A 25,000-nucleotide genomic window follows, 5' to 3' on the forward strand; every position below is an offset into this window, starting at 1 on the left:
TATAAAAATTATTTTTTTCTGAAAATGTTTATCAAAATATAATCTTTATTGTACGATACTATGATTATTTTTTCATCAAAGGAGTTTTCATGGAGTATCGCATTGAAAAAGATACGATGGGTGAGATTAAAGTTCCTAATGAGCGTTATTGGGGAGCACAAAGCGAGCGTAGTTTGGAGAATTTTCGCATAGGGACGGAGAAAATGCCTCATGAATTGATTCGTGCGTTTGCTTATTTGAAGCGTTCTCTTGCAACGGTCAATCAGAACCTAGGCAAGCTTGATGCCAAAAAAGCCGAAGCGATTATTCAGGCGTGCGATGAGATTTTAGCAGGGAAGTTTGATGAAGAGTTTCCTTTAGCCATTTGGCAAACAGGCAGTGGTACTCAAACCAACATGAACCTTAATGAAGTCATCGCCAATCGTGCGACGGAGATTTTAGGTGGGGATTTTCGCAAGGAAAAACTCGTGCACCCAAATGACCATGTCAATATGTCTCAAAGCTCTAACGACACCTTTCCCACAGCGATGCATATTGCCAGTGTCATAGAAGTGGAAGAGAAACTTTTGCCATCCTTAGCCAAATTGCAAGCGGTGTTGGAGGAAAAAGAAAAAGCGTTTGCCTCCATCATCAAAATAGGGCGAACCCACCTTCAAGATGCCACACCTCTGACCTTAGGACAAGAGTTTAGCGGGTATAAAAGTATGCTAGAACACAGTGCCTCGCATATTCGCCTTGCATTAGAGTCTTTGCGAGAACTTGCCATTGGTGGAACGGCGGTGGGAACGGGTATTAATGCCCATCCAAAACTAGGTGAAATGGTTAGTGTGGAGCTTTCAAAACTGACACAAAAGCAGTTTGTCTCCGCCCCCAATAAATTTCATGCGCTCACCTCACACGATGCCCTTGTGTTTGCCAGTGGAGCAAACAAAGGTTTGTCCGCCAATTTAATGAAAATCGCCAATGATATTCGTTGGCTCGCCTCAGGGCCTAGGTGTGGCATAGGGGAGCTCAGTATTCCTGAAAATGAGCCAGGCAGTTCCATTATGCCAGGTAAAGTCAATCCCACGCAAGCCGAAGCCGTGACGATGGTGACATGCCAAGTCTTTGGAGCAGACGCTGCTATTGCGTTTGGGGCAAGTCAGGGTAATTTTGAGCTGAATGTCTTTAAGCCTGTCATCATCTACAATTTCTTACAGCAAGTGAGGCTCTTAAGCGATGTGATGGATTCGTTTCGCATTCATTGTGCGCAAGGAATTGAAGCCAACACGGAAAAACTCACGCATAACCTCAATAATTCACTGATGCTCGTCACCGCCCTCAATCCTTACATTGGCTATGAAAATGCGGCGAAAGTGGCAAAATTGGCGCATAAAGAGGGTTTAAGCCTCAAAGAGGCGTGCGTGAAGTTGGAACTTTTAAGTGAAAGTGATTTTGATAAGTACGTTATTCCATCCGAGATGATTCACCCAAAAGCCTAAAAAAAGGAAGCGATAAAGCGTCGCTTCTTCTTTACATGTAAGCCTAATTCTCTTTGAGGCTTAGGCTTACCTTGCCTTTTTCTTTATCGACTTCCAACACACGAATGCGCATGAGTTGCTGATTGATGCTTAAGACTTCCAAAGGATGGGCGATGCGTTTATCACTCATCTGCGAGATGTGAATCAGCCCATCGTTTTTAAGTCCAATGTCCACAAACGCTCCAAAATCGGCGATATTTCGCACTACGCCTGAGACGATAGAGCCTTCGCTAAGTTCGTTAATATCTGTCAAATCCGAGCGAAAGGCAATGGGAGGCAACTCTTCTCTAGGATCAAACCCCGGTTTTAAAAGCTCAGCCACAATGTCTTGAAGCGTGACTTCTCCGATGCCTTGCTCTTTTGCTAAAGCGATAATTTGCTCCTTAGAAAGTGTCGCCAAATCAGAACGTGCTAAAAGTTTTTGTGCTATGGCGTAACTCTCAGGATGAACACCCGTGTTGTCAAGCACGCTTTTGCCCTCACGAATGCGGAAAAATCCCGCACATTGTTCGTAGGCTTTCGCACCCAAACCCTTTACATGTAAAAGCTCCGACTTGCTTTTAAACGCTCCTTTGCTTTCACGATGCTCAACAATTGCTTTGGCAAGCTTTGCGCCCACACCTGCCACATACGAAAGCAAAGAAATGGACGCACTGTTGGGATCAACCCCGATGCGGTTTACCAAATCTTCGATGACTTCATTCAGTTTTTTCTCCAACTGTTTTTGGTCGACATCGTGTTGGTATTGACCTATTCCTAGCGATTTTGGGTCGATTTTCACCAGTGCTGCCATAGGATCACGCAGACGTTGTGCGATGGAAATAGCCCCACGGATGGTCACGTCAAGGTTCGGGTACTCCTCTGTGGCAATTTTTGAAGCCGAATAGATGGAAGCACCCGCTTCAGAAACCACCGTGTAGGCAAGACTCAATCCTTCTTCACGGTTTAAACGTGCAAAAAACTCTTGGCTCTCACGAGAGCCCGTACCATTGCCAATCGCCACGGCGGTGATGTGGTATTTTTGCGTAAACTCTTTAATGACTTTAGCGGATTTTTCATAGTCACTTTGGGGCGGTGTTGGGTAGATAACCGCATGCGTGATATACGTGCCATGCTCATCCACGACAGCCAGTTTGCACCCCGTGCGATACGCTGGGTCAACGCCTAAAATCACACGCTTAGTAACGGGTGGTGTGTTAAGCAGTTGAGAGAGATTTTTCCCAAAGGTCGCAATCGCCTGTGTATCGGCTCTTTCTTTGACAATGACATGAATTTCACGCTCTAATGAAGGAAACAAAAGTCGTTTAAACCCATCCAAATAGGCTTCCAAAAGATAGCTTTTGGAACTTTTAGCATTGCGTGGTATGCGGTAACGATCAACAGCACTTTCCACTCGTTCCATCTCGTGCAGTATCTTTACATGTAACTCTTTTTCGCTCACACCACGCATCATCGCAAGGTAGCGGTGGGAGGGAATGGAGGCGATGCGCTCACTTTTTCCTGCCAATTTGGCGTAAAGTCCATCAGGCTTGAGCGTTTTGGTTGCTTTGATCTCAAATGAGGCGTAATCATGCAGTTGCGCCCTCCAATACTCTCGCTCTTTCGCATCATCACTGTAACGCTCTGCAATAATATCTTGCGCCCCTGCAATCGCCTCTTTGACACTCCCCCTTTTCTCATTCACAAAACCCTGCGCCTTTTTCTCAAACGCTTCTATTTCAAGTTCGGCACGCTCTAAAATGTCCGCCAAAGGCGTCAAACCTGCCGCAATCGCAAGAGCCGCACGGGTGTTTTTCTTCTCTTTAAAAGGTCGGTAGATGTCTTCTAGGACTTGAAGTGTTTGCGCTTTTTCCACCGCACTTTTCACCTCATCGCTCAACCGAGCTTTCTCCGCAATCAACCGCAAAATCTCCTCTTTGCGCTCATGGAGTTTCTTCGCATAGGCATAAATGTTCTCAAACACACGAAGCTGCTCATCACTCGCCCCACCCGTCATCTCCTTGCGGTAACGGGCAATAAAAGGAATGGTTGAGCCCTCTTCTAACAGTTTTAAAATGTTGATGATATTTTCTTTGGCAATGCCTGTTTTTTGGACTAAAATGGGAATAAGTGGATTCATAAAATTAAATTCCTTGCTTTACATGTAAAGATTTTTGGAGGAGGTATTGTAACGAAATTTGTCTCTATATATTTAAAAATTTGATACAATTAGACATCTGTAAAACAAAGGTAACGGGTTATGAAATCACGCGAAATTTCAAAAGAAACGATCAAAAAAGTTGTTTCAATCTCCCAAAGTATAGAAGGCTACAAGCCTGCATCTAAACTTTTGCAACAACAAGCTAAAGAGATTATGGCAAAGTACAATGTCAAAATATCGGCTTGATGAGAGTCCTATCTACATTGAAGGAACGGATGTTCCTAAAAACAAACTAGGCATTGCTGATGCAGATATTATCCACGAAATAGAAAACAATCTTCTCTTTCAAGCCTACGAAAAATTTCCCTCCCAAATCACTGAAAAAACACTCTTCGATGAAACCTATTTCATCAATCTTCACAAAAAAACATTTGAGTCTTTGTACGATTTTGCAGGAGTGTATCGCACGGTCAATATGAGCAAAGGCGACTCACAATTTTGCCTAGCATAGTACCTTCCAAGCGAGTCTACAAGAATCTTTACCGAACTCAAAAAGGACGCTTATCTTCTTACATGTAAAGATAAAAAAGAATTTGCAAAAAAACTGGCATACTACAAAAGTGAGCTGATAGCCTTGCATCCTTTTTATGAACTAAACGGTCGAATACTCCGCCTTTTCATCGATATGCTTTGCCTTTACAATGGTTATAATTTTATTGATTATTCCATGACTATTGAAAATAATGCCTATATCGAAGCATCAATTTTGTGTGTGCAATATGCTGACAGTTCTAAGATGGAAGAGATTATTGAAAATGGATTAACAAAAAGTTAAAAGTTTAGCTCGGACTCCTATCTTTGATTTAATTTATCAACAAAGAAAATAAATATTTTTCTTAATATTCAAAACTCATTGACCACTGAATACCAGTTAATTCTTTAAAAACTTTCATTTGCATTAATCCATAAAAAGTTCTATATTCTTGAAGATTTGAATACTGCTCCATCAATAAATTGAATGAACGATTATACTCATTGCTTTCTCTCATAACTTCATTGACTGTTGATGTAAATGAAGTTAATTTGTCAAAACTAAAATCTTGACCATCTATATTGTTTAAAGTTTTTAGTAAATCAACATTTTCAATTTTTTCTGGTTGACTAAATGCTTTTGAGATTGTTCCCGCTTGAACAAATGTATTTTTATGATGCCCTGACAAGTTTGACACTTTTTGAAAGTTTGTTTTTTCAATTATCTGTTTTTTCATACTTGCTTCTACTAATTCTTCCACATTTTTAATAGCAGGTGCAGCATATAAAACCAATGCTTGTTGTCCAAACTGACCTTCAAGATGCTCAAGTAATTTTTGCTGTTTTGGATATATTTCATATCTAAAATATGGTTGTTTCCAATGACTCCATTGTCCGCTCGAAGGTAATATCAAATATTCAGATCTTTTGTACTGAAATAATAAGTTGGTTTTTATTTTTGGTATATTGTGAATACTTGCTTTTGTATGATACTCCATCTCCTGTGCAATATCCTGTAAATTTCTACCTCTGTAAGGTGGCTGAAACCAAAACCAAGGATAACCGAACATCTTCCATAGTTGCCTATTTTTTGAATATGCTACAGAATCTGCACCTATGACTCCTTCTTGTGTCTGACCAAGAGGGAAATAGACAGAACTTAAATTACCCAATTCTGCATTAAAATAATTTTCAAATGTTTTTTCTTCATACGATGTATTCATTGTTTTCCTTCGATAATACATTTATCAAACCCAAACTGTTAGTTAAACAGAAGAGCTTTTTTGTCATCACTAAGCTTCAAAAAGCAGTTGATAACAAAAAACAAAAAGGATCGGAACTAAATTTTTAACTTTTATCTTGCCACCAACTCTTTTTTCATCACCTCTATTTGAACTTTAAGCGTTGGAAACTGCTCAGTAATCACTTTCCAAACAATCTCTTCATCGATTTCAAAGTACCAATGAATGAGCTTATCACGCATTTTTGCCATGAGTGACCAAGGAATTTGGAGGTATTTGGAGGCTATTTCATCGGGGATTTGTTTGGTGGCTTCACCGATAACTTCTATTTCACGAACACAAGCGCTTACTGTTTTATCATCAGCCTTGAAGCGTTCAAAGTCATAGCCAGCGGTGAATGTTTCTATCTTGTGAATGCTTTTGAGAATATCATCAAGGTATAAAATATAATTGCGTTTCATACCGCAATCGCTTCTTGGAGAATGGTTTGGGAGAGTTCAGCTCTTAGTTTTCGTTTGGGCACCAAATCAACATTTTTACCCAGTGCACTTTTTAGTTTCTCTTCGAGTTCGATAAAAGTCAATAAATCAGGAGTTTGCGAAAAATCGACGAGTACATCAATATCGCTTTTTTCTGTCGCCTCGCCTCTTGCCATTGAACCAAAAAGAGCAAGTGATGTGATATGATAGTTGGGTGCAAGTTGAGCTTTTAAGACAGATAATTTTTGCAAAATTAGCTCTTTTTCACTCATCTTTTCTTTCCTTAAATTTTTTATTTTATTGTATCAAAAAAGTCCATTACTTCGATAATATTAGCTTTACATGTAAAACTAAAAAATCATTTCTGAAGTGTATTCACATCCGCTGGTAAAGAAGCTCTTCGCACTACAAAGCCTGTTGGGGTTTTGTAGATTTCAAAGCGTTGATTGAGTGTGATTTCTTGATAAACGGAGCTTCCGTATTCGATGTCGACGAAGGGATTCCAGCCAAATAGGGTGAATCGGTCTAGTAAGGTGTTTTCGCCTAGATCGTGTGAGAGTTTTTGCTGAGTGTTTTGGTCTTCACTCTTTTTGTAACGTCCTTCAAAGCGCTCTAAAACGTAGCGAGAGTCTAGTTTTAAAAGATTTGACCAGTATTTCATTTTCATAAATTTAGCATCGATGCGCCACTGCTCACCATAGATTTTAAAGTCTCCAACCACTTTGCCATCTTCGCCATTTAGATGAGCGATATGAAACCCACTGCTCTCATAAGGTTTGCTAAAGGAAACCGTGGCGATGAGTGTCTCTTGAGTAAGCGCTGTGTACGTCCATGAAAACAGCAGTACCAGAACGGCATTTAACACAAGGCTCGCAAAGATGAACCCCAAAGAGATACGCATCAAAAATCGTCTCATTGTCTCTCCCTTAGCACGTTTATCGTTTCAGTATCATAGCTAAATTGTTCTATGCTATGTTTATATAGTAATAATTTGGTAATGCTGCTTTAGTATGATACTTGCATGATTGGATGAAACATTGATATTGTCATGGTACACAAAGGAGTGTTATGCAGGTTGGATTTAAACAAAAAATTGCCCTCTCTTCAGGGCTGTTTTTAGGGATTTCTCTGTTGATTTTAGGGATTTTTAGTTTTAACAATGCAAAAGAGGCGCTACGCACGGAAATAGGGCAAACACAATTAAGTAAAGCCAATGCTTTAAAGATAGATATTAATGCATGGTTTAGTGAACAACAAGCCGTCTTAGAGACAACAGCTGAAACGCTCTCTCGTTTAGACGTTTTTACGGAAGCGTCGATGAAGCCTTACCTTAAAACTGCCTCAGTAAAGACGAAAGCGGCTATGGCATATATGGGCGTGGAAGAGACGGGCTTAATGGTCTATAGCGATGAGACAAAAGCAAAAGAGGGGTACGACCCTCGAAAACGACCGTGGTACATCAAGGCGAAAGCGGAGAAAAAGTCTGTCATCACCGATGTGTATACCGATGCAACTACGGGGCAGCCCACAATTTCCATTGCAACACCTGTTATGGTTGATGGCGTATTTAAAGGCGTTGTCTCTAACGATGTCTATTTAACACACGTTATTGAAAAAATCAATACAATTAAGTTTGAAGGTGGGTATGCTTTTGCCATCAATGAACTAGGAGAGCGAACGGTACATCCCAAAAAAGAATTAATTGGCAAAGTGCTTTATAACGCTACCGCTTCGCTTAAAAATCTTGAATCTTTAGTGAAAAATAATGAAACAGGTACATACGAATACACTGCAAGTGATGGAAAAGAGAAATTTTTAGCGTTTAATAAACTGGTTAATGGCTGGATTGTTTTTATATCAATAGAAAAAGATGTAGCGTTTAAACCTATTCAAGAGATGTTTATAACCCTTCTTTTTACAGGTCTGATTATGGTTGTAGCTTCACTCTTTTTATTGCAATTTATCCTCAACGCTCAGTTTAAACCTTTGATAAAGCTCAATGATGTTATTAGAAATCTCTCAAGTAATGATGGCGATTTGACGCAACGTCTTGTCATTCACTCCAAAGATGAATTGGGCAAAATTGGTGAAAATATTAATCTGTTCATTCATAAGATTCATACCATCATCACAACTGCAAAAACCAACAGTGCGGAAAATGCCTCCGTAGCGCATGAGCTTTCTATCTCTGCTATTGATGTGGGTAAACGTGCTGAAGAAGAGGCGATGATTGTGCGGAAAACAACCACAGATGCACTTGCTTTAAAAAATTATCTGCAAGCTTCTATCTCAAGTGCTGAAGCTTCCAAAAATGAATTAGAAGAGGTGACACATAGTCTTAAACGAGTGGAAGAAAATGTATCAAATCTCTCAACACTGCTCCAAAATACAGCGCATAATGAGGTTGAACTTGCCAACAAACTCACCCTGGTAAGCGATAACACCACAGAAGTTAAAAATATTCTTAATGTGATTAATGATATTGCTGATCAGACCAATTTATTAGCGCTGAATGCTGCGATAGAAGCGGCACGTGCAGGTGAACACGGGCGTGGCTTTGCTGTAGTTGCCGATGAAGTACGAAAGCTTGCCGAGCGGACCCAAAAGTCTTTGGTTGAAATTAACGCAACCATAAATGTGGTTACACAATCCATTAATGGTGCGAGCATGGAGATGAATACCAATTCGCTCAATATCAATAAAATTTCTGATATTTCTATTAATGTTCAGTCCAATGTTTCAGAGGTTACGGGTGTGCTTGGTCGAACCATTAGCAATACGAAAAAGACCGTGCAAGATTATATTGACACATCCACGCAGATTGATGCAATCACCAAAGACATCGAAGCGATAAGTGCACTGACCAATACCAATACACGTAGTGTTGAAGAGATTGCAGGGGCAAGTGAACACCTCCATGAACTAACAGAAACTCTCAATAACGAATTAGCAAAATTTAAATCTTAAGTCCATCTCTTATGGGTACATTTTTGATGTACCCAATGCTTTTACATGTAAACTCTCAAGCTTAAAAAGTCTTCCTAAATCTCTTAAATTATCTCCTCAAAAGTTAAGGATTCCCTTTTGATTTTCCTTGTGAAGCGTGGTTACATTTTAATCACTCGTGACGCAAAAATAGGAATTTTTATATGGTACTCTTGCGTATTGCAATTTTATTATGATAGGGTTGTTAATTATAAAAGTATGACAATTTAAAGTTATTTGAATTGTTGTGTGCCTTTATAATCAAGATAAAAAAGCTTACCAGTAGTTTTCAAAAATCATTGGTAGTTAAAAACCAATACAAAAGGTGGAACAATGAAGAACAAAGAGCTTCAGGAGAGAAAAAATAAAGCATTTGCACGAGGACAAGGGAATGCGTATCCTATTTTTGTAAAACGTGCTAAAAATGCCGAGTTATGGGATGTGGAAGAGAATCGATACATCGATTTTGGAACAGGTATTGCGGTGTGTAATACAGGGCATAGCCATCCAAAAATCATTGATGCGGTCAAAAAACAAATTGAAAATTTTAGTCACACATGCGTCATGGTCAACCCGTATGAAGTGGCCGTAGAATTGGCAGAAAAACTCACTAAAATTGCTCCAGGACCGAGTGAAAAAAAAGCTATTTTTGTATCAACCGGTGCAGAAGCCGTTGAGAATTGTGTCAAAATTGCACGAGCCTATACAGGACGTCGTGGTGTTGTGGCATTTAACGGAGGTTTTCATGGCAGAACCAACTTAACGATGGCACTTACGGGCAAAACTGCTCCTTACAAAAAAGCTTTTGGTCCTTTTGCGGGCGATATTTATCATATACCTTTTCCATGCGTACAAACCGATACCACAGTCAAAGATACACTTAAAGCTATCAAAAATCTTTTTAAATCTGACATTATTCCTGAGGATATTGCCGCGTTTATCATTGAGCCTGTACAAGGTGAGGGTGGTTTTTATGCTGCACCTTTAGAACTGTTGCAAGCCATAAGAGCACTGTGTGATGAGCATGGTATTGTCATGATTGTGGATGAAATTCAATCTGGATTTGGAAGAACAGGCAAAATGTTCAACATCGAATACTCTGGGATTGAGCCTGACTTGATGACGATGGCAAAAGGTATTGCTGGAGGGTATCCTCTTTCTGCCGTTGTGGGAAAAGCTGATATTATGGATGCCCCAATTCCTGGAGGACTTGGTGGAACCTATGGTGGTTCACCCGTGGCATGTGCTGCAGCCTTAGCCGTTTTAGAAATCATGGAAGAAGAAGATCTCTTGACACGCTCAAATCAGCTTGGCGCATTGTTTAACACAAGGTTAAATGCCCTCAAAACACAATACCCAGAGCTTATCAGCGATGTAAGAAATCAAGGCGCTATGATAGCCTTAGAGTTGATGATGGAGGGTGATTATACAAAACCCAATGTCGAATTGACACAAAAAATCATTGCCAATGCGACGCAATTTGGACTCATTTTACTCTCATGCGGCTTTAATGGAAATGTCATTCGTTTCTTACCTGCCCTTACCATGAGTGATGCTATTGCCAATGAAGGCTTAGACAAATTTAGTGAATTGTTTGCACACGTAGTCCAAAAATAAACCATACAAGGAGGAAGCAGTACTTCTAGACGCATCATTATTTTTTAGAGCGAATACAAAATTACAATCAATAACACAGAAGGAGATGTATTAATGTTGAATTTCATCCGTAATATTAAGAAAAACATAGTGACGACTTCCGTCATTGCGCTATTAGGAGTTATGGCTATCGTGGATACTGCATCAGCAGCGGATTATAATTGGAGATTTGCAAACCTTTATGGTAGAGGTACTGCCTTTGGTGAATTGTACGAAGGACTTGCTAAAGACATAGAGAAAAGAACTGAGGGTAAAATCAAAGTTCAAGTTCTTTATTCAGGAGAGGGCGTTGGTACCTCAGGTTTACTCGCAGCAGCAAAATCAGGCTTAATTACCATGGCAGCACCGTTCCAATCTATGCACGCAGGTGAATTACCAGCAGGTGTTGTGGAAATTGGTTTACCTGGTGGAACAGACAATCCTGATGAATTGTATAAGCTCTTTCATAATGATGGCTGGGACAAAGTCCTAACACAAGCGTATGGTTCTCAAGGACTTGTCTGGCTAGAGCCTTACATTCAACCAGCGGTCTATATTATCACCAAAAAACCTATTAACTCTGTAGAAGATTTCAAAGGTCTTAAAATTAGAGCACCAGGAGCGTATGGTAAATTCCTTAGAAACCTTGGCGCATCGCCTGTCTCTTTAGCATGGAGTGAAATTTATACCAGTTTAGCAACGGGTGTTATTGATGGCTCAATCGGTAGTAACATGATTGATCATAGAGATGGTAACCACGTAGAAGTCGCAAAATACATGTACAAATTACCACTAGCAGGTGCGCAAGTATTGCCTATTTTAGTCAATAAGGCTGCTTGGAATAAATTGCCAGATAATTTAAAAAAGGCTGTTCAAGAAGCCACAGTTGAGCATGCAAAAACACAATTAGCGATGTCTAAAAAATGGGAAAGTGAAGCGATTGCTCAAATGGAAGCCAAAGGTTTACAATGGAGTCCTGCCCCTTCAGATGCGGATAAAGCTGCATGGAAAAAAGCAGGTGCAGGCTTGTGGGATGAATACGCAGCTGCGGATAAATACAGCAAAGAGTTGATTGATATTCTTAAAAAGACTCAAGCACAATAATTCAATTTTGAGAACAGGAGCCAACCATGTTGATACAAAATTTGAAATTATTTTGCATCGTGGTCGATAAAATTATTATGTGGTTGGGCAAGGGGGCATCAGTAATGATGCCCGTTCTTGCCTTTATTGTCGTGTTTGAAGTAGCGGCACGGTATTTGTTTAATGCGCCTACGATATGGGCGTACGACACCTCTCTTTTTTTATTTGGTTATATTGCTGCACTTGGTGGAGCGTACGCTCAACAACGAAAAGCGCATATCAATGTTGATATTCTCTATATAACCGTCTCTCCAAATGTTAAAAATATTTTTAATCTTATCTCATTCTCTTTGGGAATCTTTTTTCTTATTATCGTTTTTTATGTTAGTTTTGGAAAATTTAATGAAGCTATAGAATATGACTATCGTCGTGAAAGTGAGTGGGCTCCAGCCATGTGGCATTTTTGGGTCATGTTATGTATCGCCAGTACACTTTTTATCATGCAGTTAGTGAAAGATATAATCCTAGAGTTGTATCACTTAATAACGGGTCGAGAATTGTTTGAAAAGGAAGTAACCAATGGGTATTGAGTTATTAACGATTGTTCTATTATGCTCTATCTTGATTTTTTTCGCCCTAGGTGCTCCTGTTGGATTAGCCTTAGGTGGCATTGCCATGCTCATTGGCTATTTTACGTGGGGAGAGGGCATTTTTAATGTGATTCCAACAACGGTTGAGTCAACATTTTTTAGTTTTATTTTACTTGCCATCCCGCTTTATATTTACATGGGGCAGCTTTTGACCCATTCGGGTATTGGCGATGCCATGTTTAAAGCAAGTCAAATGGTCATTGGTAAACTTCGTGGCTCATTGGCGATTAGCGTTGTGTTTATCTGTTCGATGATTGGAGCGATGGTGGGTATCATTGGGGCTGGTATTATGAGTTCAGGTAGTATTGCCCTAAAACCGATGTTAGCAGCAGGCTATGATAAACGTTTAGCGATGGGAACAATTATGGCAGGTGGTGCACTTGGTATTTTAATTCCACCTAGCATTCCGATGATTATGTTTGCAGCATCGACACAAAACTCAGTGGGACGTATGTTCCTAGGAGCAATGACACCTGCTTTGATTACGATTCTGCTCATTGTAGCCTATATTATTATCAGCTGTAAAATCAATCCTGAACGTGCCCCATTACTGAGTGAAACCGAAGTGGGATTGCCAAAATTAACCACAAAAGAAAAAATCAAGGTCTTAACAGATGGTACGCTCTCCATTGGATTGATTTTTGTTGTGCTTGGAAGTATTATGAGTGGTATTGCTACACCTACAGAATCAGGTGCACTTGGGGTTGCAGGTGCGGTATTGCTTGCTATCTTTTTCAAGCGTTTTAAACTGGAGATGTTTCGCTTGGTTGGTTTTCAAACCGCTGCTTTGGTGAGTGTGGCGATGTGGATTATCTTTGGGGCATCTGTATTTAGCAATTTTCATTTGCTTATGGGCATTCAAGGGATGATTGCGGGTTTTACACAAGGATTGGATTTACCTCCTATCATGATTATTATCATGTTTCAAATCATTATGCTGCTTTTGGGATTTATTATTGATGAGTTTATTATTGTCTTGATGTGTGCACCTTTGTTTACACCTATTGCAGTTGCCTTGGGGTATGATCCTATTTGGTTTGGTGTTTTGATGATTATAAATATTCTGATTGCTGTACAAACACCTCCGTATGGCTTTGCGCTGTTTTATCTTAAGGGTATTGCACCCCCTGAAGTAGGCATGGGAGAAATTTATAAATCCGTTACTCCTTTTATTCTTGTGAACCTTACTGTACTGGTTCTTTGTATGGTGTTTCCTGATATAATTCTATGGCTACCCAATAAAGTTATGGGTTAAAGGATGTAAAAATGTTTAAAAATATTTTAGTACCGCTTCATTTATCCTACAAAGAGAACCACAAAAAATTGTTTGAAGGGGTTTTAAATGTATTGGATGAGGATGGAAAGATGACTCTGTTTTACGTCAATGAAAATCTCATTCATGGCTCAGTACAGCCTATTTTAGAAGAAGCACAAAATAAGAGCGCCAATCAGCTCGCATTGGAAGAGTTACAAGCCATTGCAAAGAAGCATGCTTTGCCTCTTGATAAAGTAACGTTCAAAATCAAAGAAGGGGTTGTCCATAGAGAAATCCTTCAAAGTGCGCAAAAAATGAAAGCAGATGCCATTGTCATGATGGCAACTAAACCTGGTCTTGGGAGCTATTTTATCAGTAGTACGGCTGAACGGGTCATTCGTCATGCGAATTGTTCAGTCTTTGTGATCCGTTTAACGGAGTATTAGGCTATAAAATTCATTTCGCAAGAAAGTTATTATAAAAATGAAAAAGGTACACAATGAATACAATTGAAGTGACATCTCCCTTTGATGGAAGCGTCGTAGGTACGGTTCCTTATGGTTCTACTGCGGAGGTAGAAGCTGCGTTAGATTTAGCAAAATCTACATTTTTAGATCACAAAAACGCATTACCAAAGTACAAAAGAGTTGAGATTTTAGAAAACGTTGTCAAAATCATGTCGTCTCAAATTGATGAACTGACCAAACTGTGCGCCTCAGAGGGTGGCAAACCGTGGATGGATTCTAAAGTTGAAGTGAATCGAGCGATCAATGGGGTTAAATTAGCGATTGAGGCATTAGGCGTTCATGAGGGCAAAGAGATTGCGATGGGACATACGGCTTCATCTGCCAATCGTATGGCCTATACGTTTAAAGAGCCTATTGGTGTGGTCGCTGCCATTTCTGCGTTTAACCACCCCCTAAACTTAGCCATTCACCAAGTCATCCCAGCACTTGCTGTTGGGTGTTCTGTGATTATCAAGCCTGCGACACAAACACCCATGTCTGCGATTCGATTGGTTGAGATTTTAGAAGAAGCGGGGCTTCCCAAAGGTTGGGCACAAGCGATTGTGTGTGATCGAAAAGGTGGAGAGCTTCTTGCAACATCCCCTAAAATCAATTTTTTAACCTTTATTGGCTCAGGTGCTGTGGGTTGGTACTTAAAGTCTAAAGTGGCGAATGGTACCCGTGTGGCATTAGAACACGGTGGTGTCGCCCCTGTGATTGTTGAAGCGGATGCAGATATTGATGAATTAATCCCCTCCATCGGCAAAGGTGGTTTTTACCATGCAGGTCAAGTGTGTGTATCGGTTCAGCGCGTCTTTGTTCACGAGAGCATTGTAGAAGAGGTTGCTTCAAAATTGACCCAATACGCATCAAAGCTTGTTGTTGGTAATCAGTTAGACCCAAAAACCGAAGTGGGACCATTGATCAATTACGATGAAGTAGACAGAGTAGAAGCGTGGGTCAATGAAGCCATCACCAAAGGTGGAAAAATTTTAACAGGTGGAAAAAGAATCTCCGCATCGTGTTATGAACCAACGGTTATTTTAAACCCCTCTGATGATGCTTTAGTGTCGACTAAAGAGGTTTTTGCTCCTGTGGTATGTATCTACTCGTATAGAGATATTGAAGAGGCGTTTGATCGCGCCAATCAACTTGAAGTATCGTTCCAAGCGGCTATTTTTACCAAAAATATTGATACCGCACTCAGAGCCGTTAAACGCTTAAATGGCACAGCCGTGATGGTCAATGACCATACCGCTTTTAGGGTTGACTGGATGCCATTTGGTGGCGCTAAAGCCTCTGGTCTTGGACTAGGAGGCATTCACAATTCCATGGAAGAGATGTCCAATCAAAAATTAATGGTGATTAAATCGCCTGTTTTATAATCCAAACTTCATTGATAAAAGGGAAAAGGTAGCCTTTTCCCTTTTTACATGTAAAGATTCTTTACTTAGAATAAATCTTAAATAACCCCTCATTTTAGGACTCCTTTTTTATTATTTGACACTTTTTTGTTTTTTTGTGCTACAATTTTTTATTTAATAAAATTAATTTATTAAATTAAGGAGGTTATAAAATGGAAGCTGGTTTTGATGTAAAGTATTATACAAAACTTCTTGCACCTGTTATTGTGGGTCTCTTCGTTTTTATGTGTCCAACACCAGAAGGTCTTAGCATAAATGCCTGGCTTTACACCAGTATTTTTGCAGGTCTTGTTGTGGGTCTTATTTTAGAACCTATTCCCCCTGCATTGATAGGTATTATTGCTGTTGTATTAGCTGTATTGTTTAAGGTGGGTCCTGTTGGTTCAGGGAAAGATGGTGCTCTTATTAAATCAGCAGTTGCTATTAATTGGGGTCTTAGTGGCTTTTCGAATGCTGTTGTATGGCTTATCTTTGCAGCTTTTATGATCGGCATTGGTTATCATAACAGCGGTCTTGGTAAACGAATCGCTTTTTTGCTTGTGAATAAATTAGGGACTTCAACCCTAGGACTAGGTTATGCTATTGCACTAGCTGATCTTGCTTTAGCACCATTTATACCTAGTAATGCAGCTCGAAGTGGTGGAACAATTTATCCAATTGTTACAAGTATTCCACCTATGTTTGAGAGTTATCCTGAAAAAGATGCTCGAAAAATTGGTGCCTATCTTATTTGGGTTTCACTCGCAACCACATGTGTTTCTAGTTCTATCTTTTTAACAGGTCAAGCACCCAACCCGCTTGCTCTTGAATTGGCCTCAAAAGCGGGTGTACATACGGTTAGTTGGATGGGTTGGTTTATTGCTTTTGCTCCTGTAGGTATTGTCCTTTTTGCATTAACCCCACTTCTTGCATTATGGATCTATCCACCAGAAATTAAGGGCTCACCCATTATTTCAAAATGGGCTGGTGAAGAATTACACAAATTGGGAAAAATTAGTAAAAGTGAAATTTTTATGCTTACTATTTCAGTACTTGCTTTAGTGCTTTGGATTGGTAGTTCTGCTTTTGGAATTAATGCAACAACAACAGCACTGATTGTGATTGTTTTAATGATTGCAGCGAAAATTATTTCATGGAATGATTTTTTAGGAAATAAACCTGCATGGAATGTTTTAACATGGTTTGCAACGCTTGTGACAATGGCAGCAGGACTTAAAAATGTTGGATTTTTGGATTGGATTGCCAAAGCAACAGGTAGTTATTTACATGGCTTAACACCGTTTATGGCAGTACTTGGTCTTATTATTGCCTTTAGTATCTTACGTTATTTCTTTGCCTCAGGAACAGCCTATGTTACAGCAATGGTTGGACTCTTTACGGTTTTAGCTATCTCTATTCCTAATACGGATCCATCTCAAACGATGCTTTTATTACTGCTTCCTATGGGTATCATGGGTGTTTTAACACCGTATGGCACAGGTCATAGCCCTGTTTGGTTTGCCAGTGGATATGTTACAGGACCAGAGTTTTGGAAACTTGGAGCTATTTTTGGAATTATTTATCTTGGTGTTTTCTTAGTGATTGGGCTTCCTTGGATAAAATTTATTTATCCTTATATCGCAGGATAAGAGAATCAGGATGAGCTATAGGGCTCATCCTAAAATAGGATTACATGTAAACCTATTCATCTTTAAATGCGAACCCTTGTGCGACTAAGCTTTTTGCAGTTTTTCGGTAGTAAACATCGGCATAGTTGCTAGAGGTTATCTTTGCATACGTTGGCATTGAACCACTGCCTGTAGTATCACGAAATGTTTTGAGTATTTGCTCATACCCGAGCACACCATTGCGTACTTTCTCTCTATCATAGGTCTCTTGCATCACAAAACTTTCCAGTGAAATACGTGGTTTGAGTGGAGCATTTTTAGCTTCTTGTGTGGGGACTCCAATGGTACAACCTACTGCTAAAAAAGTCTTTTTAGGAAGATTAAAAATCTCAATGATAGCATCAGAGTCTTTTCTTACCCCTCCAATAGCTGTTGTTCCATAGCCCAAAGCTTCTGCTGCAACTTGTAGAGCGTGTAGCATAATGCCAGCATCCACTGCACCAACCATAATGCCCTCAGCGCTTTGTTCAATAATCTGCTTTTTTCCAATACTTTCAACAATAATATCTGTGCGGTTAAAATCAATAACAACACCTACAAAAACATCGGCAGTGGCAATGTGCGTTTGCCCACCACACAGTTCTGCAATGGTTTTTAGCTTTTCTTTATCACGGGTATAAATTAGGCTGATTTGTTGTCCATTAATGGAAGTAGGTGCACGCTGTGCTGTTTTAAAGATAGTCTCTAAGTCTTCTTTACTGACTGCTTCGCCTGTAAAATGGCGAATCGATTTTCGGTTTTGCAGCTGCTTAAGGGTTTGATTTTCCATGCCTCATCCTAAAAAGTTTTTGGACAAAATATCAATAAATTTAACTTTTTCCATTTCAATGTTCAAATCACCTTTAAAAATGTCATGCACAGAGTAGGTTTGCATGGGTTTTGCGCCGCAAAATTGCCATGTTTTATGTGTAGCGATGTTGGCTTCATCAAGGCTAAGGCCATCAAAAAAGCCTGCTTTGTTGCTAAATTCTGAGCTTGGGCAGTTATAGGTTAAAGAGAGCATGTATTGTTTGCCTTGCATTAATCCTCCACTGCCGTAGCGTTTGCTCGCATCACTTCTGCTTCTTCCATCATTGGCATAAATGCCATTATTCGTTCCTGCTGAAAAGACTTCATCAATGTATTTTTTCATCATCCATGGTGTGCCCATCCAATAAACAGGGTATTGAATGATAAAAAAATCTGCCCACTTAAACTTTTCAACCTCTTCAAGAGGATTATAGTCGCTTTCGGCTTTGGCATGTTTGACGTTAAAACCGTTTGTTTTTAAAAAACTCTCTGCGGTATCGACATACATTTGTGTGAGTTTACCCTCTGCAATATTTGGGTAGTATTGGTGGCCGTTGATAATCAGTACATTTTTCATACGTTTCCTTTTTTTTGAAGTGCTTTATGAAGTATAAAATGGCTCTACTTAAAATACTCTTACGATACTTTAGTAATGTAATGATGAAAAATAGATACTGTGTTATAATACGTACAAAAAAAGGAATGTCATGTATTATGTTAACGGCAAGGAGTATATCTGCTCGGTTTCAATCGTACAAGATATTTTCAATGACAAATGGAAATTAGGCATTATTTGGCATTTGCTTGAGGGTGAAAAGCGTTACAAAGAGTTGTTTGAAGAGGTCTCTGAGATTACACAAAAAACACTCACCATTAAGTTAAGGGATTTGGAAGAAAAACACCTCATCAAACGGGTTGTTTTTCCAGAAATTCCTCCTAAAGTTGTCTATTCGCTCACACCTATTGGAGAAAAACTTAGACCTGTGCTTAAAGAGATGTTTGAGTGGGGTATTTTGTATGTAAAAGAGTGTGGAGAAGTTACAAAAATGAATGCTTGTGAAGTAAAATTTAGCAACTAAAAGAAGTGCACAGGAGGAAGTGTTATCCCTCTTGTGCATACAATGTATTACGCTTTTTTTGCTTTTTTCTCTTCACGTTTTTCTTTTAACGATTTTTCGGGCTTCTTCTTGACTTCTTTTTTAACATCTTTACTTTTTGCCATGCTTTCTCCTTTTTGAATGTTGGTTAAAACGCTCCTTATTTTATAGGAGTTTAGCTTAAAGACTAAAAGCCTCTCTTGTGGGCGTTTTATTCTGAGAGAGATTTGAGTATAATGAGTCTTATTTTAAGGTGAAAAATGCAGACATTTTATGGGAATAGAGAAAAATGTTACCGCTGTTATAGACCCAAAAGTTCGTGTATGTGTCGTCATATTCGTCCCATTAATACGCACACTAAATTCATCATTTTAATGCACCCAAAAGAGTTTAAAAAGACCAAAAATGGGACGGGGCATTTGACGCATCTCTCTTTACCAAATTCTGAGCTTTTTATGGGGATTGACTTTAGTGACAATGCACGCATTAATGAGATTATCGCAACGCATGAGAGTTTTATTCTCTACCCATCTCCTCATGCTATCAACCTTACTCACACAAATCTTCTGGAAAAAAAAGCTTTACATGTAAAGAGACCTATGGCGATTTTTCTCATTGATTCGACATGGGCATGTTCGCTTAAAATGATGCGAGAGAGTATGAATTTACACTCCCTTACACATATTAGTTTTGATGCGACAAAACCTTCAGCGTTTAGAATTAAAGAGCAACCTTTGGCGTATTGTTTATCCACCATTGAATCGACGCTTCGGGTATTAGAACTTCTTCATGAGTGGCATCATGAAAGCATCTGTCCAACACAATTAGAAGACTTCCTTCGCCCTTTTTATGCGATGGTTGAGTACCAACTAGCGTGTATTGAAGCCTCTTCGCATCATGCACTTAGATTCAAGCCTAAAACATTGTAACTGCGCTATAATTTTTTAAAAATCAAAGGATAGGCGTGCGCAGAATCACTCTTGTTTTCATAGGGTTGTTTTTTTATTCATTGCCACTGCATGCGATGCCAGAGGATGAAGCTTTAAAAAAGATGATAGGGCATATGCTTATCGTGGGTTTTGAGGAAGAAAAGCTGGTTGCCACCAGCCCTATTGTGGAAGCAATTGAGCGTTATGAGCTGGGGGGAGTCATTTTGTTTGACCGCTTTTATACTGATAAAAGTCGTGTTAAAAATATTCGCTCCTCAGAACAACTCAAAGCACTCACACATACGCTTAAAGCTTCTGCTAAAACACCTCTGCTCATTTGTGTGGATCAAGAAGGTGGAAAGGTGGCACGGCTGAAACCTTCTTACGGTTTTGTGCAAACGCCCTCTGCATTAAAAGTAGCAAGCGAGTCATTGGAAAAAGCCAAAGAGACGTATGACGCTTTAGCGTTGATGCTGCGTGAACATGGTATTAATTGTAATTTTGCTCCTGATGTGGATCTTTCTCTTAATCCCAAAAACAGTGTTATCGTAGGTTTGGAGCGCTCGTATGGCACAGAGCCACACCGTGTTGTTTCGTATGCGGGAGTGATGTTAGAATCCTTTGTGGAGCATAATATTACGGGTGTGCTCAAGCATTTTCCAGGACATGGCTCCTCCTTTGAGGATTCACATTTGGGATTTGTCGATGTAACGCAAACGTGGAGTGAAGTAGAATTAGACCCCTATCGAATGCTTATAGCACAAGAGAAAGCCTCAATGATTATGTCAGCACATGTTTTTAATGCAAAGCTTGATAAGAACTATCCTGCAACGCTTTCGTATGCGACCAATACGCTTTTGCTAAGACAAACGCTAGGCTTTAAGGGTGTGTTGGTCAGTGATGATATGCACATGCAAGCCATTGCGAACGATTACTCCCTAAAGGATGCCATAACCTTAGCCATTAATTCAGGGGTGGATATGCTTCTTTTTGGCAATCAGCTCTCATACACATCTACCCATGAGATTATTGAGACGATTGCCACACAAGTCAAAAGTGGTGCTATTTCACTGCAACGTATTCGTGAAGCCAATACGCGTATAGAACACCTAAGGCATTAAATCCTTTACATGTAAAGGGTCTATGTCCTTGTTTTTGTTACAATGAAAAATTACGTCTTAGGAGCAGATCATGAAACAAAATCCACTCTCTTTGGAAGCTTTAGCGCAAGTGGATGCTTATTGGAGGGCATCGAATTATTTAAGTGTGGGGCAGATTTACCTATTGGACAATCCTTTGCTCAAAGAGCCTCTTAGCATAAAACATATCAAACCTCGTCTTTTAGGGCATTGGGGGACAACTCCTGGGCTTAATTTTATCTATACCCATATGAACCGCCTTATCAATCAGTACGATTTAAATATGCTTTTTATCGCAGGGCCAGGGCATGGAGGACCTTCGGTGGTAGCACAGACCTATTTAGAAGGGGTTTACAGTGAAGTGTATCCTGAAATTTCACACGATGAAGAGGGTCTTCAAAAGCTCTTTAAACAGTTCTCCTTTCCAGGCGGTATTCCTAGTCATGCTGCACCTCAAACACCTGGTTCGATTCATGAGGGAGGTGAGCTTGGCTATGCACTCTCCCATGCCTATGGAGCGGTTTTTGACACGAAAGATTTAATAGCATGTTGTGTGATAGGCGATGGGGAGGCGGAGACAGGACCACTGGCTGCTGCATGGCACTCCAATAAATTTTTAGACCCCAAACGTGATGGTGTGGTTTTGCCTATTTTGCATCTTAATGGTTATAAAATTGCCAATCCAACCATCCTCGCCCGTATTTCGCATGAAGAGTTAGAAGAGCTATTTTGTGGTTATGGATATGAGCCTTATTTTGTTGAGGGTGATGAGCCAGAACTTATGCATCAAAGAATGGCAGCAGTTTTAGATGAAATGGTGCAGAAGATTAAAACGATTTGGCACAATGCACGTACGTTAGATTCCCATGAGCGTCCACGCTGGCCGATGCTGATTTTACGAACGCCTAAAGGCTGGACTGGCCCTAAAGAAGTCGATGGACTCAAAACAGAGGGGCACTGGAGGTCGCATCAAGTACCTCTTTCCTCTTTAGAGAGCAAACCTGAGCACATTACTATTTTAGAAAAATGGCTGAAAAGTTATAAGCCTGAAGCGCTTTTTGATGAGAAGGGAAAACTCTTTGCGCACATTGCTTCGTTAGCACCCAAAGGTGAAAAACGTATGGGTGCCAATGTATATACCAACGGTGGGCAGTTACTTAAGCCGTTAGTGCTACCTGATTTTACAGCGTATGCGGTGAATGTTCCTGCTCCTACTCAAAGTAGTGCCGAGGCTACACGCATTTTGGGGTATTATTTGCGGGATGTTATGCGAGAAAATATGCAAAATTTCCGTGTGTTTGGCCCTGATGAAACGGCATCCAATCGTTTAAGCGCACTCTTTGAAGTGACCAATCGTGTCTGGATGGCTGAAAAAAACAGCTTTGATGAGCACCTAAGTTCGGATGGTCGTGTGATGGAGATACTCTCAGAACACACCTGCCAAGGGTGGCTTGAGGGGTATTTGTTGACAGGTCGTCATGGCTTTTTCTCGTGTTATGAGGCGTTTATTCATATTGTTGATTCGATGTTTAACCAACATGCTAAATGGCTTAAAGTGACCAGTCGTGAAATACCGTGGCGAAAACCCATTGCTGCACTCAATTATCTTTTAACCTCACATGTTTGGCGACAAGACCATAATGGATTTTCACATCAAGACCCTGGATTTATTGATGTCGTGGTGAACAAAAAAGCACACATTATCAATGTCTATTTTCCACCCGATGCCAATACCCTTTTATGGGTGGGCGATTGGTGTTTGAAAAGCAGGGATTGCATTAATGTTATTGTGGCGGGCAAACAGCCTGAAGTGCAGTGGCTGAACATGAATGATGCCATAGCGCATTGTGAAAAAGGCATGGGCATTTGGGAGTGGGCGAGTGATAAAGATAAGCCTGATGTGGTCATGGCATGTTGTGGCGATGTGCCTACACTTGAAACCTTAGCCGCAGTGAGTCTTTTAAGGGTGCTTGTACCAAGCTTGAAGATTTGGGTGGTTAATGTTGTTGATTTAATGGCTTTACAACCCAAAGAAGAACACCCTCACGGATGGACACACGAAGCGTATAATGCGCTTTTCCCCAAAGATGTTCCTACGATTTTTGCGTACCATGGCTACCCGTGGTTGATTCATCGTTTGGCATACAAACGAGCGCACCATGAACATTTACATGTAAGAGGTTACAAAGAGGAGGGCACGACCACAACCCCGTTTGATATGGTGGTTTTAAATGATACCGATAGGTTTCATCTGGTAATGGATGTGATGCATCGTGTGCCTAAAATGAAACCCTATCAAGAGGAAGTATGCCAAAAAATGTCTGCAAAGCTGGCTGAACATAAGGCATATATTGAGGAGTATGGCATTGATATGCCAGAAATTTTAACGTGGAAGTGGGAATGATGCATTTTTAAGCACTCTACCTCTTTTACATGTAAAGAAAAAGAGGTAGACTTCGCTCTTTAATTTCGCTTTTAGAGCAGTTTTGCTATAACTTTAAGTTTTATTTTAAATATTTAGAATTTTTTAAGGAAATTGAATGAATCCTGTTGTCGTTTCTGTCCTTTTGATGTTAGCACTGAGTCTTTTACGGGTAAATGTTGTGGTTGCGCTAACATTGAGTGCCCTTTTGGGAGGATTTATTGCAGGGTTGCCTTTGAGTGAGACAATGAGTGCTTTTAATAAAGGACTAGGCGGTGGGGCTACCATTGCATTGAGCTATGCGATGTTAGGTGCTTTTGCTGTTGCCATTTCGCATTCAGGTATTACCGATGTTTTAGCACGCTATGTGATTAAAAAAATGGGTAAAGAGGCAACACCCACACAAAGAAGTTATTTAAAAGCAACCCTTTTAAGTGCTATTTTACTGGTTGCTATTAGTTCACAAAATCTAATTCCTGTTCACATTGCGTTTATCCCGATTTTGATTCCACCGCTTTTACATACGATGGCACAACTTCACATTGATAGGCGTATGGTGGCATGTGTGATTGCTTTTGGCTTAACCGCTACGTATATGTTATTGCCCGTTGGCTTTGGTGGTATTTTTCTCAATAATATTCTTTTAAAAAACATTGTTGAAAATGGCATGATGGTCACATCGGCTCAAATGCCTGTGGGTATGATGATTCCTGTTTTTGGAATGTTTTTAGGTCTTTTGGTGGCTATTTTTATCACCTATAAAAAACCACGCCATTATTCGGTTCAAAAAATATTAGATACCCAACCAGAAGCCCGCACATTAAATGTTTTACATGTAGGGACTGCTCTTGTTGCGATTGTCTTAGCACTCTCTTTGCAACTTTACAGTGATTCCATTATTGTAGGTTCTTTAGCGGGTTTAGTGGTCTTTGTTATGGGTGGGGTTGTCAAAGCCAATCAAACGCACGATGTCTTTACCAAAGGTGTCTACATGATGGGCATGATAGGTTTTATTATGATTGCAGCGAGTGGATTTGCAGAAGTGATGAAAGCCACACAAGGGGTCAGCTCACTTGTTAATTCTGTATCATTACTTATCGGGAGCAATAAAGCATTACTTGCTTTTTTGATGCTTCTTGTGGGACTTTTAATTACCATGGGTATTGGCTCATCCTTTTCAACCATTCCGATTATTGCAACCATTTATGTACCTTTATGTGTAGAATTTGGCTTTTCGCCTCTAGCAACCATTGCGCTTGTGGGTGCGGCAGCAGCCTTGGGTGATGCAGGTTCTCCTGCATCTGATACCACATTAGGACCTACATCGGGTTTAAATGTGGATGGTCAACATGATCATATTTGGGATACGGTTGTGCCTACGTTTATTCACTATAATATTCCATTGATTCTTTTTGGATGGATTGCGGCGATGGTGCTTTAAGATGCTTTTACATGTAAAGCTGAATTCACGAAATGTCACTTTACTTAACAATTTTGAGATTTCATTT

General features: G+C 39.9%; 24 protein-coding genes. 17 read left to right on the forward strand and 7 right to left on the reverse strand.

Annotated features, from left to right (window positions below):
- Positions 1-89: 89 nt before the first annotated feature.
- Positions 90-1,481, forward strand: a complete 1,392-nt coding sequence (gene fumC, locus SULBA_RS05815; RefSeq protein WP_014769349.1) for a class II fumarate hydratase — start codon at positions 90-92, stop codon at positions 1,479-1,481.
- Between the two features lie 43 nt (positions 1,482-1,524).
- Here fumC and SULBA_RS05820 read toward each other — a convergent pair whose 3' ends face one another.
- A complete protein-coding gene (locus SULBA_RS05820) occupies positions 1,525-3,639 on the reverse strand; it encodes a helix-hairpin-helix domain-containing protein (RefSeq protein ID WP_014769350.1) in 2,115 nt (704 codons plus the stop codon).
- Between the two features lie 120 nt (positions 3,640-3,759).
- On the opposite strand from SULBA_RS05820, the gene SULBA_RS13020 reads away from it, so the two are divergent.
- The 3 genes from SULBA_RS13020 to SULBA_RS13155 are packed head-to-tail and all read left to right on the forward strand — an operon-like array spanning position 3,760 to position 4,495.
- Entirely contained in the window at positions 3,760-3,906 is a 147-nt protein-coding gene (locus SULBA_RS13020; RefSeq protein ID WP_014769351.1) for a hypothetical protein, read from the forward strand.
- Positions 3,887-4,171 (forward strand): hypothetical protein, encoded by a 285-nt coding sequence (locus tag SULBA_RS13145; protein WP_245391446.1) that lies wholly within the window; start codon positions 3,887-3,889, stop codon positions 4,169-4,171. The genes SULBA_RS13020 and SULBA_RS13145 overlap by 20 nt, the downstream gene beginning before the upstream one ends.
- A gap of 24 nt (positions 4,172-4,195) precedes the next feature.
- Positions 4,196-4,495, forward strand: coding sequence for a Fic family protein (locus SULBA_RS13155; protein ID WP_280938018.1), 300 nt, complete (start codon positions 4,196-4,198; stop codon positions 4,493-4,495).
- A 61-nt stretch (positions 4,496-4,556) separates the two neighbouring features.
- Here SULBA_RS13155 and SULBA_RS05830 read toward each other — a convergent pair whose 3' ends face one another.
- The 4 genes from SULBA_RS05830 to SULBA_RS05845 all read right to left on the reverse strand — a co-directional run bounded on the left by SULBA_RS05830 (position 4,557) and on the right by SULBA_RS05845 (position 6,827).
- Positions 4,557-5,414 (reverse strand): hypothetical protein, encoded by an 858-nt coding sequence (locus SULBA_RS05830; protein ID WP_014769352.1) that lies wholly within the window; start codon positions 5,412-5,414, stop codon positions 4,557-4,559.
- Positions 5,415-5,545: 131 nt separating this feature from the next.
- On the reverse strand, positions 5,546-5,893 hold the full coding sequence (locus SULBA_RS05835) for a HepT-like ribonuclease domain-containing protein (RefSeq protein ID WP_014769353.1): 348 nt from the start codon (positions 5,891-5,893) through the stop codon (positions 5,546-5,548).
- Entirely contained in the window at positions 5,890-6,207 is a 318-nt protein-coding gene (locus tag SULBA_RS05840) for a nucleotidyltransferase family protein (protein WP_425353011.1), read from the reverse strand. The genes SULBA_RS05835 and SULBA_RS05840 overlap by 4 nt, the downstream gene beginning before the upstream one ends.
- Positions 6,208-6,269: 62 nt before the next feature.
- On the reverse strand, positions 6,270-6,827 hold the full coding sequence (locus tag SULBA_RS05845; protein WP_014769355.1) for a hypothetical protein: 558 nt from the start codon (positions 6,825-6,827) through the stop codon (positions 6,270-6,272).
- Between the two features lie 152 nt (positions 6,828-6,979).
- Here SULBA_RS05845 and SULBA_RS05850 point away from each other — a divergent pair, with 152 nt between their 5' ends.
- The 8 genes from SULBA_RS05850 to SULBA_RS05885 all read left to right on the forward strand — a co-directional run bounded on the left by SULBA_RS05850 (position 6,980) and on the right by SULBA_RS05885 (position 17,077).
- Complete coding sequence (locus SULBA_RS05850; protein WP_014769356.1) at positions 6,980-8,878, forward strand: methyl-accepting chemotaxis protein; 1,899 nt, start codon at positions 6,980-6,982, stop codon at positions 8,876-8,878.
- Positions 8,879-9,229: 351 nt separating this feature from the next.
- Positions 9,230-10,513 (forward strand): 4-aminobutyrate--2-oxoglutarate transaminase, encoded by a 1,284-nt coding sequence (gene gabT / locus SULBA_RS05855; protein ID WP_014769357.1) that lies wholly within the window; start codon positions 9,230-9,232, stop codon positions 10,511-10,513.
- 93 nt (positions 10,514-10,606) lie between these two features.
- A complete protein-coding gene (locus tag SULBA_RS05860; RefSeq protein ID WP_014769358.1) occupies positions 10,607-11,635 on the forward strand; it encodes a TRAP transporter substrate-binding protein in 1,029 nt (342 codons plus the stop codon).
- Between the two features lie 26 nt (positions 11,636-11,661).
- Positions 11,662-12,204, forward strand: a complete 543-nt coding sequence (locus tag SULBA_RS05865; protein ID WP_014769359.1) for a TRAP transporter small permease subunit — start codon at positions 11,662-11,664, stop codon at positions 12,202-12,204.
- Positions 12,194-13,519, forward strand: coding sequence for a TRAP transporter large permease (locus SULBA_RS05870; protein ID WP_014769360.1), 1,326 nt, complete (start codon positions 12,194-12,196; stop codon positions 13,517-13,519). The genes SULBA_RS05865 and SULBA_RS05870 overlap by 11 nt, the downstream gene beginning before the upstream one ends.
- 11 nt (positions 13,520-13,530) lie before the next feature.
- On the forward strand, positions 13,531-13,965 hold the full coding sequence (locus SULBA_RS12735) for a universal stress protein (RefSeq protein ID WP_014769361.1): 435 nt from the start codon (positions 13,531-13,533) through the stop codon (positions 13,963-13,965).
- A gap of 53 nt (positions 13,966-14,018) precedes the next feature.
- Positions 14,019-15,410 carry an aldehyde dehydrogenase family protein gene (locus tag SULBA_RS05880; protein ID WP_014769362.1) on the forward strand — a complete coding sequence of 464 codons (1,392 nt, stop codon included), beginning with the start codon at positions 14,019-14,021 and terminating at the stop codon, positions 15,408-15,410.
- 191 nt (positions 15,411-15,601) lie between these two features.
- Complete coding sequence (locus SULBA_RS05885; protein ID WP_014769363.1) at positions 15,602-17,077, forward strand: DASS family sodium-coupled anion symporter; 1,476 nt, start codon at positions 15,602-15,604, stop codon at positions 17,075-17,077.
- A gap of 52 nt (positions 17,078-17,129) precedes the next feature.
- On the opposite strand, the gene SULBA_RS05890 is transcribed toward SULBA_RS05885, so the two are convergent.
- A complete protein-coding gene (locus SULBA_RS05890) occupies positions 17,130-17,885 on the reverse strand; it encodes a nitroreductase family protein (protein ID WP_014769364.1) in 756 nt (251 codons plus the stop codon).
- 3 nt (positions 17,886-17,888) lie between these two features.
- A complete protein-coding gene (locus SULBA_RS05895) occupies positions 17,889-18,482 on the reverse strand; it encodes an NAD(P)H-dependent oxidoreductase (RefSeq protein ID WP_014769365.1) in 594 nt (197 codons plus the stop codon).
- A gap of 130 nt (positions 18,483-18,612) precedes the next feature.
- Between SULBA_RS05895 and SULBA_RS05900 the strand changes: the two genes are divergently transcribed.
- The 5 genes from SULBA_RS05900 to SULBA_RS05920 all read left to right on the forward strand — a co-directional run bounded on the left by SULBA_RS05900 (position 18,613) and on the right by SULBA_RS05920 (position 24,933).
- Positions 18,613-18,984, forward strand: a complete 372-nt coding sequence (locus tag SULBA_RS05900; RefSeq protein WP_014769366.1) for a winged helix-turn-helix transcriptional regulator — start codon at positions 18,613-18,615, stop codon at positions 18,982-18,984.
- Between the two features lie 278 nt (positions 18,985-19,262).
- The gene (locus SULBA_RS05905) at positions 19,263-19,931 is read left to right on the forward strand and encodes a tRNA-uridine aminocarboxypropyltransferase (protein ID WP_014769368.1); all 669 of its coding nucleotides are present in this window, start codon (positions 19,263-19,265) and stop codon (positions 19,929-19,931) included.
- 35 nt (positions 19,932-19,966) lie between these two features.
- Positions 19,967-21,052, forward strand: a complete 1,086-nt coding sequence (locus tag SULBA_RS05910) for a glycoside hydrolase family 3 protein (RefSeq protein ID WP_014769369.1) — start codon at positions 19,967-19,969, stop codon at positions 21,050-21,052.
- Positions 21,053-21,122: 70 nt separating this feature from the next.
- Entirely contained in the window at positions 21,123-23,474 is a 2,352-nt protein-coding gene (locus SULBA_RS05915) for a phosphoketolase family protein (protein WP_014769370.1), read from the forward strand.
- A gap of 136 nt (positions 23,475-23,610) precedes the next feature.
- Positions 23,611-24,933 carry a Na+/H+ antiporter family protein gene (locus SULBA_RS05920; RefSeq protein WP_014769371.1) on the forward strand — a complete coding sequence of 441 codons (1,323 nt, stop codon included), beginning with the start codon at positions 23,611-23,613 and terminating at the stop codon, positions 24,931-24,933.
- Positions 24,934-25,000: the final 67 nt, after the last annotated feature.

The organism is Sulfurospirillum barnesii SES-3, from assembly GCF_000265295.1.
Taxonomy (GTDB): domain Bacteria; phylum Campylobacterota; class Campylobacteria; order Campylobacterales; family Sulfurospirillaceae; genus Sulfurospirillum; species Sulfurospirillum barnesii.